15 protein-coding genes are annotated in these 16,196 nt (G+C 59.9%); all 15 read right to left on the reverse strand.

The features are described 5' to 3' along the window. The 15 genes from D7D26_RS03465 to fabZ all read right to left on the reverse strand — a co-directional run bounded on the left by D7D26_RS03465 (nt 1) and on the right by fabZ (nt 16,179). A complete protein-coding gene (locus tag D7D26_RS03465; RefSeq protein ID WP_120372042.1) occupies nt 1-1,158 on the reverse strand; it encodes a LarC family nickel insertion protein in 1,158 nt (385 codons plus the stop codon). 93 nt (nt 1,159-1,251) lie between these two features. Then, on the reverse strand, nt 1,252-1,980 hold the full coding sequence (kdsB, locus tag D7D26_RS03470; RefSeq protein ID WP_120372043.1) for a 3-deoxy-manno-octulosonate cytidylyltransferase: 729 nt from the start codon (nt 1,978-1,980) through the stop codon (nt 1,252-1,254). 1 nt (nt 1,981) lies between these two features. Continuing rightward, the gene (locus tag D7D26_RS03475) at nt 1,982-3,181 is read right to left on the reverse strand and encodes a hypothetical protein (protein ID WP_078016564.1); all 1,200 of its coding nucleotides are present in this window, start codon (nt 3,179-3,181) and stop codon (nt 1,982-1,984) included. A 22-nt stretch (nt 3,182-3,203) separates the two neighbouring features. Next, nucleotides 3,204-4,454, reverse strand: coding sequence for a 3-deoxy-D-manno-octulosonic acid transferase (locus D7D26_RS03480; protein WP_120372044.1), 1,251 nt, complete (start codon nt 4,452-4,454; stop codon nt 3,204-3,206). Between the two features lie 2 nt (nt 4,455-4,456). Then, nucleotides 4,457-5,476 (reverse strand): KpsF/GutQ family sugar-phosphate isomerase, encoded by a 1,020-nt coding sequence (locus D7D26_RS03485; RefSeq protein WP_120372045.1) that lies wholly within the window; start codon nt 5,474-5,476, stop codon nt 4,457-4,459. After that, the gene (gene kdsA / locus D7D26_RS03490; protein WP_078016567.1) at nt 5,473-6,324 is read right to left on the reverse strand and encodes a 3-deoxy-8-phosphooctulonate synthase; all 852 of its coding nucleotides are present in this window, start codon (nt 6,322-6,324) and stop codon (nt 5,473-5,475) included. The genes D7D26_RS03485 and kdsA overlap by 4 nt, the downstream gene beginning before the upstream one ends. A gap of 30 nt (nt 6,325-6,354) precedes the next feature. Next, nucleotides 6,355-8,592, reverse strand: a complete 2,238-nt coding sequence (lpxK, locus tag D7D26_RS03495) for a tetraacyldisaccharide 4'-kinase (protein ID WP_120372046.1) — start codon at nt 8,590-8,592, stop codon at nt 6,355-6,357. After that, the gene (locus tag D7D26_RS03500; RefSeq protein ID WP_233543451.1) at nt 8,589-10,334 is read right to left on the reverse strand and encodes an ABC transporter ATP-binding protein; all 1,746 of its coding nucleotides are present in this window, start codon (nt 10,332-10,334) and stop codon (nt 8,589-8,591) included. Before D7D26_RS03500 ends, lpxK begins: the two co-directional genes overlap by 4 nt. Continuing rightward, nucleotides 10,315-11,424, reverse strand: a complete 1,110-nt coding sequence (locus tag D7D26_RS12570; RefSeq protein ID WP_120372048.1) for a lipid-A-disaccharide synthase — start codon at nt 11,422-11,424, stop codon at nt 10,315-10,317. The genes D7D26_RS03500 and D7D26_RS12570 overlap by 20 nt, the downstream gene beginning before the upstream one ends. Beyond that, nucleotides 11,421-12,527, reverse strand: coding sequence for a lipid-A-disaccharide synthase (locus D7D26_RS03510; RefSeq protein ID WP_120372049.1), 1,107 nt, complete (start codon nt 12,525-12,527; stop codon nt 11,421-11,423). The genes D7D26_RS12570 and D7D26_RS03510 overlap by 4 nt, the downstream gene beginning before the upstream one ends. Then, on the reverse strand, nt 12,512-13,336 hold the full coding sequence (locus D7D26_RS03515; protein ID WP_078016571.1) for an LpxI family protein: 825 nt from the start codon (nt 13,334-13,336) through the stop codon (nt 12,512-12,514). The genes D7D26_RS03510 and D7D26_RS03515 overlap by 16 nt, the downstream gene beginning before the upstream one ends. Continuing rightward, nucleotides 13,333-14,439, reverse strand: coding sequence for an LPS export ABC transporter permease LptG (lptG, locus tag D7D26_RS03520; protein ID WP_120372050.1), 1,107 nt, complete (start codon nt 14,437-14,439; stop codon nt 13,333-13,335). The genes D7D26_RS03515 and lptG overlap by 4 nt, the downstream gene beginning before the upstream one ends. A 3-nt stretch (nt 14,440-14,442) precedes the next feature. Then, nucleotides 14,443-14,919 (reverse strand): KdsC family phosphatase, encoded by a 477-nt coding sequence (locus tag D7D26_RS03525; RefSeq protein WP_342447421.1) that lies wholly within the window; start codon nt 14,917-14,919, stop codon nt 14,443-14,445. Next, nucleotides 14,916-15,734 (reverse strand): acyl-ACP--UDP-N-acetylglucosamine O-acyltransferase, encoded by an 819-nt coding sequence (lpxA, locus tag D7D26_RS03530; RefSeq protein ID WP_120372051.1) that lies wholly within the window; start codon nt 15,732-15,734, stop codon nt 14,916-14,918. The genes D7D26_RS03525 and lpxA overlap by 4 nt, the downstream gene beginning before the upstream one ends. Nucleotide 15,735: 1 nt before the next feature. After that, nucleotides 15,736-16,179 (reverse strand): 3-hydroxyacyl-ACP dehydratase FabZ, encoded by a 444-nt coding sequence (gene fabZ / locus D7D26_RS03535; RefSeq protein ID WP_120372052.1) that lies wholly within the window; start codon nt 16,177-16,179, stop codon nt 15,736-15,738. Nucleotides 16,180-16,196 lie beyond the last annotated feature (17 nt).

A 16,196-nucleotide genomic window follows, 5' to 3' on the forward strand; every position in this document is an offset into this window, starting at 1 on the left:
TTATAAATCTTCCTTTTGACGGAATTCACTGACGACCAGAGGACGAAGCCGATCCAAAGGACAGCCCGTCTCCTGAGAGATACGCTTTAAATCCTCGTACTCCGCCGTGACGCGGACGATTTCGCCGCCCCAGCATGACAATTTCATCGACACCGGGCCGAACGAACTTTCGAATTTCCGGAGGCGGCGCTCCAGCGTCATGCGGTTGACTTCGCTCCAACGCAGGCCGATCGTCGTGCTGTATCTCAGAATGATCTCGCCCAGCTTTTCTCTGTCGGCGGCGCGGGAAATGCACGTCAACCTCACGGCGGGACGGAGTTTTTTCATCAGTATGGGCGTAAAAAAAACGTCCAGCGCGCCACGCGCGAAGAGGCGCTCTTCCAGGTTCTGATAATCCTGCGGGTTCATGTCGTCGATATTCGTTTCCAGCACGACGATCTTCCCCGTCAAGTACGGGAGAGCCGCTTCGTCATTTTGCTCAAGCATCATGACGTGCAGCGCCTCGGAGCTTGCCTGCGGCGCGGCTCTCCCGCAGCCGCCGGCAAGCAATCTGCCTGCCGGAAGAGGTTCGCTGGATGCGGAGAGGGCTTTGAGCAGCAGGGCGCCGCTTAACGTCGTTCGTTCATGTTCCCCTTCGCGGGCGAAAACGGTCATTCCCCTCAAAAAAAACGAAACCGGCGCGGACACGGCGCTCTGTCCAGGTCCGCCCATACGGCCGCCGACGTTGACCGGCGAGGCATAGACGGCATCGACCTGAAGCGTATCCAGGAGCGCGAGCGCTCCGACAATTTCGAACACGAGGCAGGCGTCAAGGAGAAAGGCCCCGCTTTCGTCGCTGCGGAAAACGCACCCCGCCGTTTTTAAAGCGTTGAAGGCCGAGAACGCGCGTTGCTTCATCTCCGACGAAAGCTTCGACTCGTCGAGAAGCGCCTCTATTTCCGCGAATCCAAAGGTCTTGCAGCCGGAAGGAACCGGTTTCGCCTCGATGCCGCCCCAGCCGTTCGGGCCCGCGCTGACGGTCCACGTGCAGCCATAGCGACGAAGCCATGACATCCGCCGATCGAATTCGTCGGCATTTTCTCCTTTCAAATCAAGCAGAGCCCCGATCAATCTGTTGCCGGAGATGCCCGCTGTGCAGTCGATGTACAGAGTTTTCATTTTTTCTCCTCGAACGGGGATATCGATACGAAAAAAGCCAGTCTGAATAAACGCAGACTGGCTTTTATTATATCCGATTATCGCGGATTTTGTTCAGCTTTTTTCGCTCATCAGCTTTCGCGCCAGCTCCAAATCATGAGGCGTGTTGATTCCCACGCCGCGGCCGGGATACGCGGAAACGGCGACGGCGATGTCGTAGCCATGTTCCAGGGCGCGGAGCTGCTCGAGGCTCTCCGCTTCGGCGAGCGGCGTTTCCGCAAGGCGCAGATAAACGGGCAGAAAATCTTTGCGGTAACCGTAAATGCCGATGTGTTTGGAGACGACGGGCGTTCCGCAGCGCGCGAAGGGAATGACGCTGCGGCTGAAATACAAAGCTCGCCCTTTTTGATCGACGACGACTTTGACGTTGTTCGGGTCGGCCGCCTCCGCCGCGGAGGCAAAGGGAACGGAGAGCGTCGCCATCGGCTCGCCGGCATGGACCAGAACGTCGGCAAGCTGATCGATCACGCGCGGGTCGAGCATCGGCTCGTCGCCCTGAATGTTGATGACGTAGTCGCATTCCACGCGCGCGGCGACTTCGGCGACGCGGCTGGTGCCGTTGGGATGGTCGGGAGCCGTCATCACGGCTTCTCCGCCGAACGCGGCGACGGCGTTCAGGATCCTTTCGTCGTCGGTCGCGACGATCACCCGCGCCAGAGAACGGGCTTTCAGGCACTGCTCGTAGACGTGCCGGATGACGGGCTTGCCGCAGAGATCGGCAAGCGGCTTGCCGGGCAGGCGGCTGGAGCCCCAGCGGGCCGGGATGATTCCGATCGTTTTCATTTTACAGTTTGAACGTCAGGGCTTTCGCTCTGATCTTGGTGACATCCAACGGTTTTACGTTGTCGACGATCCATTCGCGCATGGCTTTGCCCTCGGCAGTCTCCTGCTTGTAGCTCATGAAATCGAGTTCGATGCCGAGCGCGTCGGCGACGCCGACAGCCAGGACCGGCCAGACTTCGCCGATGTCGCCGATCAGCGGGATGCTTCCTTCGTGGCGCGCGAAGGCCGACATTTCCATGCGGAAAGGAATGCCGGAGATCTTCGTTTTCGGCAGGCCCTTGGCGATCGCTTCCTGCATCTGCGCCTGGGAATCGCAGGCCCGGCGCAGATTTTCGTCGAGGTCGAGGCGGATCAGCGTCTTGCCGCGCAGGTTGTAGGTGTGCATGCCGTTCCACCAGGCCCAGATGCCGTGTCCCGTGTACTTCTCGAACGGACCGTCGTGAAGTTCCTGCGAAAGGGCGATGGCCGACTCGATGATGACGTCCGCGTCTTCGAGCATGCGCGCGACGCGCATGCAGCGCTGGCGGATCGGGATACTGTCGCCGATGCACGAACCGATGTTGCCGCCGCCGACCATCTGCGGCAGGCTGACCAGCACGGGAAGATCTTTCGCCGCGCCGACGCCCAGCATCGTGCGGCGGTCGCAGCCCCAGCCCGCGACGACTTCGAACGGAAGCGCGTACGTGCGGGCGATGTCGCAGATCTCGGAGGCGACGTGTTCGTTCCAGTAGCCCATCGGATAGGCCATGTTGCCGGCCGCTTTGATGACCTCGTGCCCGGCGATCCGGTCTTTTTTGGCGAGAAGCGCGTCGTCCAGGACGATCTGCTTTTTCAGCGCCGCCAGCTCGTCGGGCTTCATGCAGGTGAACTCGAAGACGTTGCCGCGCGGCATGTCCTCGGGGTCGAACCCCAGCTCGTCGGAACTGACCATTTTCACGCGGTCGAGAGAACCCGCCATTTCATGCCCGACGACCGCCGAGCTGGTGGTGACGCCGTCGATGATGCCCTTGTCCATCAGTTCCGCGATCAGCGTCGTCACGCCTTCGTGGATGTTGGGACCGCTGCCGCAGGCGACGACGATCTTGCCGCCGTTCTTCTTGACCTCGACCATCTTTTCCGTGGCCTTTTCGATGCCGGCCCGGGTGCGCTCGTCCTGACGCTCAAAAAAAGTTTTCAGCAGTTCTCTGTGAATCGATGCCATAATGCCCCTTCTTCCTTGACGCTTACAGATATTTTTCCGGATGCCCGCTACGAAAATCTTTTATCAAATCCCAGCTTCGCCGGGACGCGCCGCTCAGGGCGGCGAAAAATTCTTGACGCTCCCGGCCGAAATCGGAATTACCGTTTGACAGCACGCCGTCGAAAAAATCTCTCATCTCCCGCGCGTCGCGCACAATGGTGCACAGTCCCGTTTTTTCGAGGGCTTCCGTCGCTTCCGAAAAATCGCGGTAGTCAGGTCCCTGACAGAACGGGACGCCCCAGATCGCCGGCTCCATGATGTTCTGACCGCCTTTGGGAACGAGCGAACCACCGAGAAACGCCGCTCTCGCATATCCGTAAAGAGAGAAAAGCACGCCGATGCGGTCGACGATAAGAACGTTCCAGTCGCCGTACGCTTCCGACATCAGCTCAACTTTGCCGAGCTTTCTTGCCGACGCTTCGTCCAGCAGCGCGCGGCCGCGTTCGGGATGCCGCGGCACGACGACGAGTTTCAGGCCGGGATAGATTTTCAGCAGCTCCGCGTAGGCGTCGAAGACGATCTCTTCTTCCCCTTCGTGGGTGCTTCCGGCAAGGATCAGCGGTTCTTTGCCGGCAAAAATCTCCCCCAGGCCGGCGCCGTCGGCCGCATTTTTGCGGGCGATCAACGCGTCCACTTTGCAGTCTCCGGTCACCTTCACCCGGTCCGGTTCCGCGCCCAAGGCGATAAAACGATCCCGATCCGGCGCGGAACGAGTCATGATCAGAGAATAACGGCGAATGACCCGCTTCCAGAAAAAGCGCAGACGCCGGTATTTTCGAAAGCTCGATTCCGACAGCCGGCCGTTGACGAGAAAAGTCGGGATCCGTCGTTTCCGAAGCTGAAAGAGCATCTCCGGCCAGATCTCCGTCTCGATCGTGATGTAGGCGGCCGGACGCAGAGCCGTCAGCGCTCTTCTGAGAACGCTCGGCGAATCCCACGGATAATAAATATGCCGGACGAGATCGCCCGCCAGCCGCTCCGCCATGGTCCGGCCGGTCTTCGTGATCGTCGAAAGGAGAATGGGCATATCCGGAGTCTGCCGTTTGATCTCCCTGATAAAAGGATAGGCCGACTGCACCTCGCCGACTGAAACCGCATGGATCCACAGAGCGCCCTTGGGCAGATCGTCGGGATAGCGGCCGTACCTCTGTTCGTTGCCTTCGTCGTATTTTCGGTTCAGGAAAGGGCGCGCGGCAAAAAACAAAAGCTCGGAAACACAGCCATAAAACGACATGATCAGGCGACGCCGCTTTGCAGCAGCTCGTGAATGTGCACCATCCCCACGGGGCGGCGGTCCTTGTCGACGACGATCAGAACGGAGATCTCGAGCTTTTCCATGACGTGCACCGCCTCCGCGGCGAGCGCTTCGGGAGCGATGGTCCGCGGCGAGCTGATCATCACGTCTTCGACTTTGCGGTCCAGACAATGGATCCCCTCTTTGGCGATCAGCCGCCTCAGATCGCCGTCGGTGAAGATGCCGACGAGAAAGCCCTCGTCGTCGACGACGCTGGTGGCGCCGTAATTCTTGCTGGTGATCTCGAACAGGGCGTCTTTGACCAGAGTTTCGTGCGAGACGACCGGCAGGGAGCCGCTCGTGTTCATCACGTCGCACACGCGCAGCAGGAGCTTCTTTCCCAGCGAGCCGGCCGGATGGAACAGGGCGAAGTCCTCTTTTTTCAGGCCGCGCAGCAGCGTCACCATCGCTCCCAGCGCATCGCCGATGGCCAGCTGCAGGGTCGTGCTGCTGGTCGGCGCCAGATTGAGCGGATCCGCCTCGCGTTCGATCGAAGAGTTCAAAAAAATATCCGCTCCCAGCGCCAGCGGCGAATCAGCGTCGCCCGAGACGGCAATGACCGGCGCGCCGATGCGGCGGAAAAACGGCAGCAGGGCGACGACTTCCGCCGTCTTGCCGCTGTTGCTGATCAGCAGCGCCACGTCTTCGTGGCGGACCATGCCGAGATCGCCGTGCGCCGCTTCGCTGGCCTGAAGGAAGAACGACGGCGTGCCCAGCGACGAAAGAGTCGCCGCGATCTTGCGCCCGATATGCCCCGCCTTGCCGATGCCGGAAACGACGATCCTCCCCTTGCAGGCTTCCAGCAAGCGGGCGGCCTGTACAAGCTCAAAGCCGAAACGATCGGCCGCGCGGACAAGCTCCTCCGCCTCGTGCCGCAGCACCTGGCAGCCCGCCTTGAGGAGTTCTTCGTCCGACAGCCTTTCCGGCTGTCGGTCCGACGGCAGCGTCATCGCCGGATTCATCGTTCGCACCAATCCAGGGCGACGGGGCCGATGCCGCTTCTGACAAGGCGGTCGATGGCGCAGACCGGTGCGAGGAATTTCTCCAAAAGGGCCAGCGGCACCATGTTCGGCCCGTCGCTCAGCGCTTTTTCCGGTTCGGGATGGACCTCGAGGAACAGCGCGTCCACGCCGACGCCGACGGCCGCGCGCGCCAGCGGCAAAGCGAAGCGCCGGTCGCCGCCGGAACTGTTTCCCATGCCGCCGGGCATCTGCACGCTGTGAGTGGCGTCGAAAACGACCGGCGCGCCCAAAGAGCGCATGATCACGAGGGAACGCATGTCGACGACCAGCTGGTTGTAGCCCATCGTCGTGCCCCGCTCGCACAGCATGACCCGATCGTTGCCGGCTTCCGTCAGCTTGCCCAGCACGGACTTCATGTCCCAGGCGGAAAGGAACTGCGCTTTTTTGACGTTGACCGCCCGTCCGGTTTTGGCGGCGGCCACCAGAAGGTCGGTCTGACGGCACAAGAACGCCGGGATCTGCAGTACGTCGGCGACCTCCGCGACGGGAGCGGCCTGCCACGGCTCGTGGATGTCCGTCAGGATGGGCGCGCCCAGTTCGGTTTTTATCTGCGCCAGCCATTGCAGCCCCTTCTCGATGCCGGGGCCGCGCGGACTGGAGATCGAAGTGCGATTCGCCTTGTCGTACGAGGCTTTGAAAATGTAATTGAGCCCCAGCTTCTTGCATAAAGCCTGAGTTCTTTTGCCGACTTCCAGTCCGAGTTCCAGGCTTTCCAGGGCACAAGGGCCTGCAATCAAGGTGAGCCGGTCGCCTCCGACCGCAAAATCTCCAATTTCTATCTTCTTCAATCGCCCTTCCCTCCCTTGAAGCAAGCGCTGTCATCGATCGAATTTCATCCGCTTGCTCAATTCGTCGTAAACAAAGGCTCTTTTCTTCCAGCCCAACTGCTCCGAAGCATAATTCAAAACGGCGTCAAGCGCTCCCGATTGGCCTAAGCGCAGGCGCCCTTCCGAACTCATATGAGCCAGTCGCTCGGCGTCGGCCAAAAGATCGAGCGCCGCCTCCGCGAGGACGTCCGCATCGGCTTCCACCAAAAGTTCGGAGTCTCCGAGGAGTTTTTTCTGTACCAACTTCCCCTTTTCAATGACCGACAGAACGGGGACTCCCAAACCGGCACAGACCTGATTGGCCGTTCCGGCCAGCCCCAGCAGAAGCTCGGCCCCCCGCGCCGCCTCCGCGACCTCGCCCCGGTAAATAACGATGTCCAGCTTGCCGCGGCAAAGATGAAAGCCGTCGAACTCCCAGCCGACCGCCGTTTTCACCAGTGTGTCGATGTCGATGCTGGGAGCGGGGACCATCACGGCCGCAATCGCGCAGCGTTCGGAAATTTTGCCGAGCGCGCGCAGCAACAGCCCCAGATCCTTGTACGCCCGCTCCCGGCTGCCGGGCAGCACGAGAAGGCGGCGCCCCTCGCCCCACGGAACGGTCCCTTTAGTATTATCACAAGAAAGGTCCATGATTGGATTTCCTTCGAAGACGGCGGCGACGCCGTTTTGGCGCAATTCGACCGCCGTTTCTTCGTCGCGGGTCCAGACCTTCCTGCAGCCTTTTCGGTACAGAAAACTTTCCAGCTTCCAATGGCCGCTGATAAATTTCGTTTTCGCCGTCGCCACCATGAGAGCCTTTTTCCCCTGCCCCCATAAAGTATGACAGAGGAGATACGCATCGCCAACGCAAAGAACCGTACGGCAGCTGCTGCGCAGCTGATTCCACGCAGACAGCTGACGGGAAATCTGCCGAAAAAGCCCGGCCTTGATCTCTTGATAAAGATCACGCAGGTGATATTTTATGATCCCGCCGGTCGGCGATTTCGAAAGGGGCGGCAGGATTCTGACGCCGATCTTCTTGTAAGGGATCCCCGATCCCACAAGCGGAAAAGCGCAGACCTCCGCCTGCGGAAATCTCTGTGCGGCTTTGCGCGCGAGCCTGGCCCCGATAGCGTCTTCGCCGTACCCGTTCGACGCGACGACAATCTGAGGACGAAGCGCCTGAACGACGACGTTCCAGAATCTGCCGGGCTCTTCGACGAGCGCGCTTATTCTCGGCACGTAGAGCGGAACGCGGGGAACGTATCCGCGCGGCAGATTGAATATGTCTTTTTCCGTGCAGCATATGGCCTTGCCGCCCGATTTCCGGGCCGCATCTTCGATCTTCTGCAAATCATTCGCATCATAGTGGTGATGATCCTTGAATTCGAATTCATGGAGAATGGCCGCGCCGCTTTTGAGGACCGTGTTTCGAAAACTGTGCGGATTGCCGATCGCGGAAAAAACTATCAGAGAAAAGGCCGTCATGCTCTTCCCGACGGGAACGAACCGCTCTCCATCCCATCGCTCCCAGAGGGGATCAGCCAGCCGCGAATAAAATATGCGCTCTTGCGGGACCCAATGGGAGATGCGCTCTTTCAGGCGTCGCAAAGCCTCCGACGATGTCTGATCCGACTTGGAAATGACGACGGCATGAGCCCGCGACAAAGAACCGGGGAGCTCGCGCAAAATGCCGTTGGGCAGGGACGTCCCATTGCCGAACGGACAGGTGGCGTCGACGAGAACGATGTCGACGTCGCGGACCATCCTGCGATGCTGAAACGCATCGTCGGCGACGGCGATATCGACGTCGTGGTCCAAAAGCGCCGCCATGTCCGCCATGCGGTCGCTCGAAACCGCTACCGGGACGTCCGTCAGCCGTGACGAGAGCAGAAGCGGCTCGTCCCCGACGACGCTTCTGTCGCCGCGGCCGTTCAAAACGACGACCGGCTCGGACGTTGTGCCGCCGTAGCCTCGGCTGACGATCCCCGGCTTCAGACCCCAGCGGGACAACTGTTCGGCAATGAATTCGACGAAAGGCGTTTTGTTCGTTCCCCCGGTGGTAAGATTTCCGACGCTGATGACGGGCAGCGGCGGTTCTTCCGAAGCGTAAACGCCGTGATCGTAAAACGCCCGCCGGGTTCCGACGATGACTGAGCCCAGCCATCCCAGCGGTTTCAGAATCATCCACGGCGATACGGTCTTTTCTCCGTGGGAATAGGCAAGATAGGACTTCGTGAGAAAGTTCATGGATGCCCGGCCCCGTACTGGAGCGAAAAGAGTTTTTGATAGGCCCCGTTTTTCCGAAGGAGCTCCTCGTGAGTCCCCTCTTCGATGATATGCCCGTTCTCGAGGTAAAGGATGCGGTCCGCGTTGATGATCGTCGAAAGCCGATGAGCGATGATGAACGACGTGCGCCCTTCCATGGCGCGGTCCATCGCCTCCTGGATCTGTCGCTCCACGGCGGCGTCGAGCGACGAGGTGGCCTCGTCGAGGATGATGATGCGGGGATTGCGGACGATCGCCCGCGCGATGGCGATCCTCTGCCGCTGGCCGCCGCTGACGGTGACGCCGCGAATGCCGACTTCCGTGTCGTATTTGTCGGGAAGGGAACCGATGAATCCGGAGATGCCGGCGATAGCGGCCGCTTCTTCGATCTCGCCTTTTTTCGCATCATATCCATAGGCGATGTTGAAGGCGATGGAGCCTTTCATCAGAACCGGATCCTGCGGCACCACGCCGATCTGAGTGCGCAGGCTTTTGAGATCGACGGTCCTGACGTCGTGCCCGTCGATGAAAACCGTTCCCTTTTGAGGATCGTAAAAGCGCTGCACCAGATCGACGAGCGTCGACTTGCCGGCGCCCGTCGACCCGACGACGGCGATCTTCTCGCCGGGGCGGACCGTCAGATTCAGCTCTTTCAAGATCCACTGTTCCGGCTCGTAGCTGAACCACACGTTTTCAAAGCGCACTTCGCCTTGCAGGCGCTTCAAAACGACCGCGCCGGGCGGCGTCACGACCCGGTCGTCGTTGTCGAGAAGGCCGAAGATCCGCTCCGCCGCCGCGAAACCGAACTGGAGCTGGCTGACGGCGCGCGTAAAATTATTGATCGGCGAAGCCAGAAAGCCCAACGAACCGAGAAAAGCGATCAGTTCCCCGGGCGACATGACGTCGCTCAGCACCTGCCGGCCTCCCAGCCAGAGGATCAGAGCGAGCGCCGCAATGAGAAGGACCTCGACGGCGCCGTTCAGAACAGCGTTGACCTTGACGCCTTGGATGATGGCGTCAAAATTCTGCCGATTGCTTTCCTTGAAACGGGCAAGTTCCAGCTCCTCCGTCGCGAAAGCCCGCACGATGCGAATCGCCGAAAGCGCTTCCTCGGCTACCGCGGAGAGATCGGCGACACACTGCTGCATATGGCGCCCAACCCTGCGGAGGATCTCCGAAGCGCTCTTCAGCACGAGGACGACCACCGGCAGGATCAAGAGCGTGTAGAGCATCAGCTTCCAGTTCAGATAGAGGCAGTAGGAAAGCATCGCCGCACACGAGACGCCCTGAATGACAAGATCCACGGCGACGTTCGTGACGGTCATCTGCAGCATGTTGGCGTCGTTGGTGACTCGCGACAGCAGTTCGCCCACGCGTTTGCTGTTGATGAATTTCAGCGACAGCGTCTGCAGATGAGCGTAAGCGGCGACCCGCATGTCCATGACGACTTTTTGCCCGACCCAGCCCATCAGATACTTTTGGCCGTAAGTAAACGCCGCCTTGAAAACAAAGAGCATGACGAGCGAGACGACCAGCACGTTCAGCATCGCGTAATCCTTGCGGATCAGCACGCCGTCGACGACGTTCTTCATCAGCCAGGCGGGGATCGCCGCGCAGAGCCCGGCGCCGACCATACAGACGAAAGCGCATCCCAATTTTGCCCTGTAAGGCAAAAGGAGTGCCGCCAGTCGACGATAGAGAGGCTTACTTCCTTTCTCTTTCATGATCGGCTGCCATCCTTTCGAGAATGTTGCAAATCTTCGCCGGAGCGCCGGGCGCGACCACGGCGGCAAGCTCGTGCAGACGTTTCCTCTGCGTTTCGAGCGATTCCGGATCCCGCAAAATCCTGGCGACCTCGTCGGCAAGCTGCGAAGCGCTGTATTCGCCGATGAACTCGGGGACAAAACTCCCTTTCACGAGCCGGTTGGGCCACGACATCTTCCCGATATGACGGGGGATCGCTTTTCGAATGATCCGCTCCCTCAGCGCGCTGCCGACCCAGGGAATGCGGTCGAGCATGCCGACCAGCCCGGCGATCGGCATCTGCCGCAGGAAAGAAAAAGGGACGGCAACCACGAACGGCTGTCCGCAGTACATCAGTTCCAGGGTGTTCGTCCCGGGCTGCGTCAGGGCGAGATCCGCGCCTTGGATCCCCGCGGGGGTCGTCCCCGTCCAGACCGAAAAGCCGTTCTCGTTCCACGGCCGGGCTTCGCTCTCTTTCGAAAATGGCGACAGGAGGACCCTCAATTCGATCTCGGGATCGATCTTCATCAAATGCGAACGGATCTCTTTCAGGAAAAAAAAGGCTTTGCGCCGGATGTTCGGCCGGCTGCCGGGAAAAATCGCCAGCCGCCTGCCCCGAGGCGCGCGCCAGCCTTCCGGAGTTCCCTGCTCGAGGCTGTCCAGCACCAGGTCCCCGACGATCTCCAATCTCTCGGAACTGAACAGGCCGGGGCGGGACGTCAGCACCTTTTCGCAGCGCTTCATGCCCTTTTTATAGCCGTAAGAATAGCAGGCCAGCGGGACGCGCTGCCTCCACGCCAGAAAGCGGCCGAAAAACAAGTCGCCCCCCAGCTGCAAAACGGCGTCGTATTTTGCAGCCGAAAAAAAACATCGCAGGGCGCCGACGGTCGTCCGGTGCCTCGATATCGTCGCGGGAAGCCGCGAGAGCGCGTTGATTTCCCGCCCCGAAGCGAAGGGACAGGGCAGAAGGTGCACGTCCACCGTCCAATTTCTGCCGGCGGCTTCTTTGATGAGCGGCCGGCACCAGCCCCAGACTTCTCCCGGCCCGTTGGCCAAAAAAGCGACTTTCATGAATTCACCAGCTCGGAAATGGCTTCTGCCCAGCGTTGAATTGCTCCCGGCTCCCCCATCAGGCGCCTGTTCGACACAACCTGTTTATGAACGCCGTCACAATAATCCTTGTCGTGAAGGTACAGATCGACATAGTGCAGGATCCTGTCGGCGCGCGCGTCGTCCTGCAGAAGTTCGGGAAACATTGTCTTTCCCGCCAGCACGTTGGGGATGGAAACGAAGGGCGTATGCGTCAGCATTTTATAAATCCGCCATTCCAGCGCGGTCCCCTTGTAAAGCACGATCATGTAACGATTCAGCAACATCGCCTCGACGGCCGTCGTGCCGCTGGCGCCGATGACGAATTTCGAGGCGTGCATCAGATTGCGCCCGCTGATCTCCGTCGCTTCGACGCCGGCCTCGTTGTCCCTGACCATTGCCTTGCTGGCCTCGTCGAGTCCCGGAGCGATGGAGAACACGGGATGAAGTCCCATCCCTTTCAATCTCAGCGCCGTTTCCTGAAGGACGGGAAGCAGCGCTTTTATTTCGGAACGCCGGCTTCCCGGCAGCAGGGCGACGCGCCTCGCATCGTCCGGCAAAGAAGCTCCGACCGGGACGAAATTGTCGAGATCGTCGATCAGCGGATTCCCGCACCAATAGCTCCGCACATCCCACGCTTGCAGGGCCGTTTCTTCAAAATGAAACAGCGGCAGGCAGAGATCGCAGTAGCGTTTCAGATATTTCGCCCGGCCGCTGCGCCAGGCCCAGATCGTCGGCGGGCACACATAGACGACGGGGCCTTTATAGCCGAGGGAGCGAATCTTGCTGAGCAGCGGGATGTGGAAATCCGGACTGTCGACGACGATGACGGCCCGCGGCGCTCGTTTCACGACGGCCTCCGCCAGATCTTTTCTCAAACGAAACAACGACGGCAGCGACTTGATGATCCGTCCCAGACCGATGATGTGCAGGAGCGCGTTGTCCCATTCCTTGCAGATCCCTTCCGCAAGAGCGCCGCCCATTCCCCAGAGCTGTTCGTGGGGAAGGATTTTATGGAGCGCCGCGCTCAATTTGGCCGCATAGATATCGCCGGAAAGCTCTCCGGTGCTTATAAAAATCGACATGTAGCAACTCCCGTTACGCTGATCCCCAAACGTTCCGCTTCCTGCAGGAAGGCATCTCTTTCCAACAAAAGAACGCTGTGCGCCTCGACAAAAAGCCCCGTCAGACCGGAATCGGCCATGTTTCGCAGCGTCTGCACGCCGACGACCGGCAGATCGTAACGGCGGTCCTGATCGGCGCGCATTCCCTTCAGCAGGATCCCATGAGCGCTTAACGACGCCGCGCGCCGGATGGTCTCGTCCGTGCCTTCCATCGCTTCCACGGCGACAACGGCGCGATTCGAAACGACAAGGGACTGGCCGAACGAAAGCGGCAGCAGGACGCGCAGGATGTTCAGCCCATACTCGCAGTCCTGCAGCTGTTCCGCGTCGGCGAGAGGCCCGGCGATATGTCCCTCGGACGCCAGAAGTTCTGGGATGACTTCCTCGTAGCTCACGACCTGAATGCCGAATTTTTCGATATACTTCACGACCCCGGCCAGCAAGCTGTGATCGTTGCGGTCCTGTACGGCGGAGAGGATGGACTTGGCTCCCCGGTCGAGCTTCTCCGTAGAGTAGATGTTCTTTTTGGGCACGCCGCCGGCCATCATCAAGCGACGGATCCCCATCAGGCGCATTTTGGCGAGGATCATCGCGATCGCCATGGGATTGGTGATTTTTTGCACGGCGATGCCTTCGTTCAAATAGGGGGCGTCGTCCTCCGCCAGCAGGTACACTTTCGGCAGCGGCGCCTTCTTTTGGATCATCGCTTTCAGGATCTCCAGAGGCAGCGCGCCTTCTCCCGCGACAAGAGCCAGATGTTCGACGTTCATCGGTCGGCCCTCCGGGCAAGAAGAAGCGCCCCGGCAAAGAACAGGATATTGGGCAGCCACGCGCCGAGGATGGGAGGAATGTGTCCTGCCTGTCCCAGGGAACGCCCCATCGACATGACGACATAATAGACGAAGACAATCAAAATGCTTTGCCCGAAACCGACGCTGGCGCCGCCCTTTCTCATCGGACGCACGCCGAGCGTCGCGCCGATCAGCGCCAGGATCACGCATGCCCAGGGCACCGCCAGACGCAGATGGAACGCGACCCACAGCGGCTCCAGACTTTTTCCCTGAGCTTTGAGGATTTCGATATATTTGATCAGCTCCAGGCAGCTCATGTCGTCGGGTTTGGCGGTAGAACGCGAGATCTGCTGCGGGGTCAGGCGAATCGGAAGCGCCTGGCGTTTGAAATGCAGCGTCAGCTCGACGGTGTTTCTGCCTTTCACTTCGAACACGTCGCCGTCGTCGAGATACCACACGCCGTCGATCCACGTGCCCTTCCGGGCCGTCGTCAGCCGGACCAGATCGGCGCCCTTGAACTCTTGAACGACCACGTCGTCCATCGTGCCCGAACGGGCATAAAGCTTGTTGATGTAAACGATCCTTCTCAGCCCCTCGGCCGAAGGATCGCTGCTCCGCAAAAACACCTGCTCCTTCAGGAGCGCGGGCTTTTCGCGGGCGACTTCGTAGCGCATCACGTTCTGCGCGGCGATCTTGCCGAGCGGCACGACCGTTTCGTTCAAGGCAAGAGAGAGTATCGAGATGCCAAGAGCGGCGACCAGGACGGGACGGCTGATGCGCGAAAACGAGATCCCGGCCGCTTTCAAGGCGACGATCTCGCTGTTGGCGGACATTTTGCTGAAGCCTAGGAGCGCAGCCAAAAGGCAGGACATCGGCAGCGTCAGAACGACGACGGAAGGAAGCTCGTAGATAAAAAGGCGGCCGGCGACGCCCAGAGAAACGCCTTGTTCGATGATGAGGTCGGCCAGTTTGAACAATAACCCGCCGGCGACCATGATCAACGTAAAGGCCATCACTCCGAAGAGAAATGGCCCCATGAGCTCTTTCATAATAAAACGATCCAACGTGCGAAAAGGCTTCATAGGCTAGCCCTCCCCCGCTTCAGACGCAAGGACCATATCGACGACTTCGCGTATGGCGCCGCTGCCGCCGCTGCGCTGCGTCACATGCGAGGCGGACGCTTTCAGTGCGGGGACGGCGTTCGCCACGGCGACTCCCAGCCCAGCCCAGCGGACGCATTCGCGGTCGTTGACGTCGTCGCCGATAAAAATCACTTCGCCGGCGGTCACGCCTGCTTCGGCAGCGATTTTCCGAAGGACGGACAGCTTCTCTGCGACGCCGTTGGCCAGAAAATCGACGTGCAGTTCCCGAGCTCTCAGCTCCGTCACGGCGGAAAAACGTCCGCTGATCCAGGCAACTTTGCCGCCCGCTTTGCGAAACAGCGCCATGCCCATTCCATCCTGGATGTCGAAGCGCTTGAATTCGTTCCCCGCCGCGTCGATGAAAACGCTGCCGTCCGTCAGCGTGCCGTCGACATCCATGGCCAGAAGTCGAAACATCATTCCCCGGATCTGCCCGCGCTGCCTGCAGGCCAGGGGCAGAAGCCCCTTTTCTTGTCGCCTTCCCTGAAGAAACGGATGATCTCTTCCACATCGGCGGATTTTGCGTCCTGCTTTTCGAGTTCGGCAAGAGCTTCGCGCATGGGCAACCCCGAATGATAAATTTTTCTGTAGGCGCGCTTTATTTCCAGACGGCGCTCGGACGAAAAGTTATTGCGACGCAGGCCGATAACGTTCAGGCTGTATACACGGCACAATTCGGAGCCGTTGACCAGCAGGAACGGCGCCACGTCCTGCGCCACGCGCGAGGCGCCGCCGATCATGCAGAACGAGCCCACACGGACGAATTGATGGAAGCCGGACATGCCGCCGATCACCGTTCCCTGCCCGATTTTTACGTAACCGGCGAGCCCGGATTTGCTCGAAATCGTCACGGAATCGGAAATCTGCACGTTATGCCCCAAATGCACGCCTTCCATGATCAGGCAGTCATCGCCGACCGAGGTCACGTTCCCCTCGCCGGAAGCGCGATGGATCGTCACGTTTTCCCTGATGACCGACCGGTTGCCCACGGAAACCCAGCTGGTTTCACCTTTGAACGCATGGTCCTGCGGTTCGGGGCCGATCACGGCGTCCTCGAAGATCACGGCGTCCTCGCCGATTTTAGTGTAGGGGCAGAGGTGGACAAACGGACGCAGAACCGTATTGCGCCCCACGACGACATTCTCGTCCACAATGGAAAAGGGGCCAATCACGACGCCGTCAGCCAGTTTGGCGTGAGGCGAGACAATCGCAGTCGGATGTATTTGAATCCCCATTTTATTTTTCCCCTTCAGGTTTCTTGGTCAGCATAAACCCCAATTCGGCCTCAGCGACCGTTTTTCCCTCAACTTCCGCGCGGGCTTTGACCTTGCCCATCTTGCCGAAGATGCGTCCCATCTCGGTATAGATCACAAGCTGATCTCCCGGCACGACCGGACGCCGGAACTTCGCTCTGTTGACCGTGGTCAGGAAAGCGATCGTGCCGCGCAGTTCGGGAATATTCAGCACCATCATGGCCCCGGCCTGAGCCATCGCTTCCAGGATCAGGACGCCGGGCATCACGGGCTCGCCGGGAAAATGTCCCTGAAAAAACGGTTCGTTGATCGTGACATTTTTAATGGCCACGACGCTCTTTCCGGGCACCAACTCCTGAATGCGGTCGACGAGAAGAAAGGGATACCGATGAGGCACACACGACATGATTTCTTTAATATCAAGCATAACGCCATCTCCTTACA

The organism is Pyramidobacter sp. CG50-2, from assembly GCF_003612005.1.
Classification (GTDB): Bacteria; Synergistota; Synergistia; order Synergistales; family Dethiosulfovibrionaceae; genus Pyramidobacter.

What these genes read in the sequence shown, in the direction of transcription:
- D7D26_RS03465 (WP_120372042.1), bottom strand. Translation starts at nt 1,158, where the DNA reads ATGAAAACTCTGTACATCGACTGCACAGCGGGCATCTCCGGCAACAGA.
- kdsB (WP_120372043.1), bottom strand. Translation starts at nt 1,980, where the DNA reads ATGAAAACGATCGGAATCATCCCGGCCCGCTGGGGCTCCAGCCGCCTG.
- D7D26_RS03475 (WP_078016564.1), bottom strand. Translation starts at nt 3,181, where the DNA reads ATGGCATCGATTCACAGAGAACTGCTGAAAACTTTTTTTGAGCGTCAG.
- D7D26_RS03480 (WP_120372044.1), bottom strand. Translation starts at nt 4,454, where the DNA reads ATGTCGTTTTATGGCTGTGTTTCCGAGCTTTTGTTTTTTGCCGCGCGC.
- D7D26_RS03485 (WP_120372045.1), bottom strand. Translation starts at nt 5,476, where the DNA reads ATGAATCCGGCGATGACGCTGCCGTCGGACCGACAGCCGGAAAGGCTG.
- lpxK (WP_120372046.1), bottom strand. Translation starts at nt 8,592, where the DNA reads ATGAACTTTCTCACGAAGTCCTATCTTGCCTATTCCCACGGAGAAAAG.
- D7D26_RS03500 (WP_233543451.1), bottom strand. Translation starts at nt 10,334, where the DNA reads ATGAAAGAGAAAGGAAGTAAGCCTCTCTATCGTCGACTGGCGGCACTC.
- D7D26_RS12570 (WP_120372048.1), bottom strand. Translation starts at nt 11,424, where the DNA reads ATGAAAGTCGCTTTTTTGGCCAACGGGCCGGGAGAAGTCTGGGGCTGG.
- D7D26_RS03510 (WP_120372049.1), bottom strand. Translation starts at nt 12,527, where the DNA reads ATGTCGATTTTTATAAGCACCGGAGAGCTTTCCGGCGATATCTATGCG.
- D7D26_RS03515 (WP_078016571.1), bottom strand. Translation starts at nt 13,336, where the DNA reads ATGAACGTCGAACATCTGGCTCTTGTCGCGGGAGAAGGCGCGCTGCCT.
- lptG (WP_120372050.1), bottom strand. Translation starts at nt 14,439, where the DNA reads ATGAAGCCTTTTCGCACGTTGGATCGTTTTATTATGAAAGAGCTCATG.
- D7D26_RS03525 (WP_342447421.1), bottom strand. Translation starts at nt 14,919, where the DNA reads ATGATGTTTCGACTTCTGGCCATGGATGTCGACGGCACGCTGACGGAC.
- lpxA (WP_120372051.1), bottom strand. Translation starts at nt 15,734, where the DNA reads ATGGGGATTCAAATACATCCGACTGCGATTGTCTCGCCTCACGCCAAA.
- fabZ (WP_120372052.1), bottom strand. Translation starts at nt 16,179, where the DNA reads ATGCTTGATATTAAAGAAATCATGTCGTGTGTGCCTCATCGGTATCCC.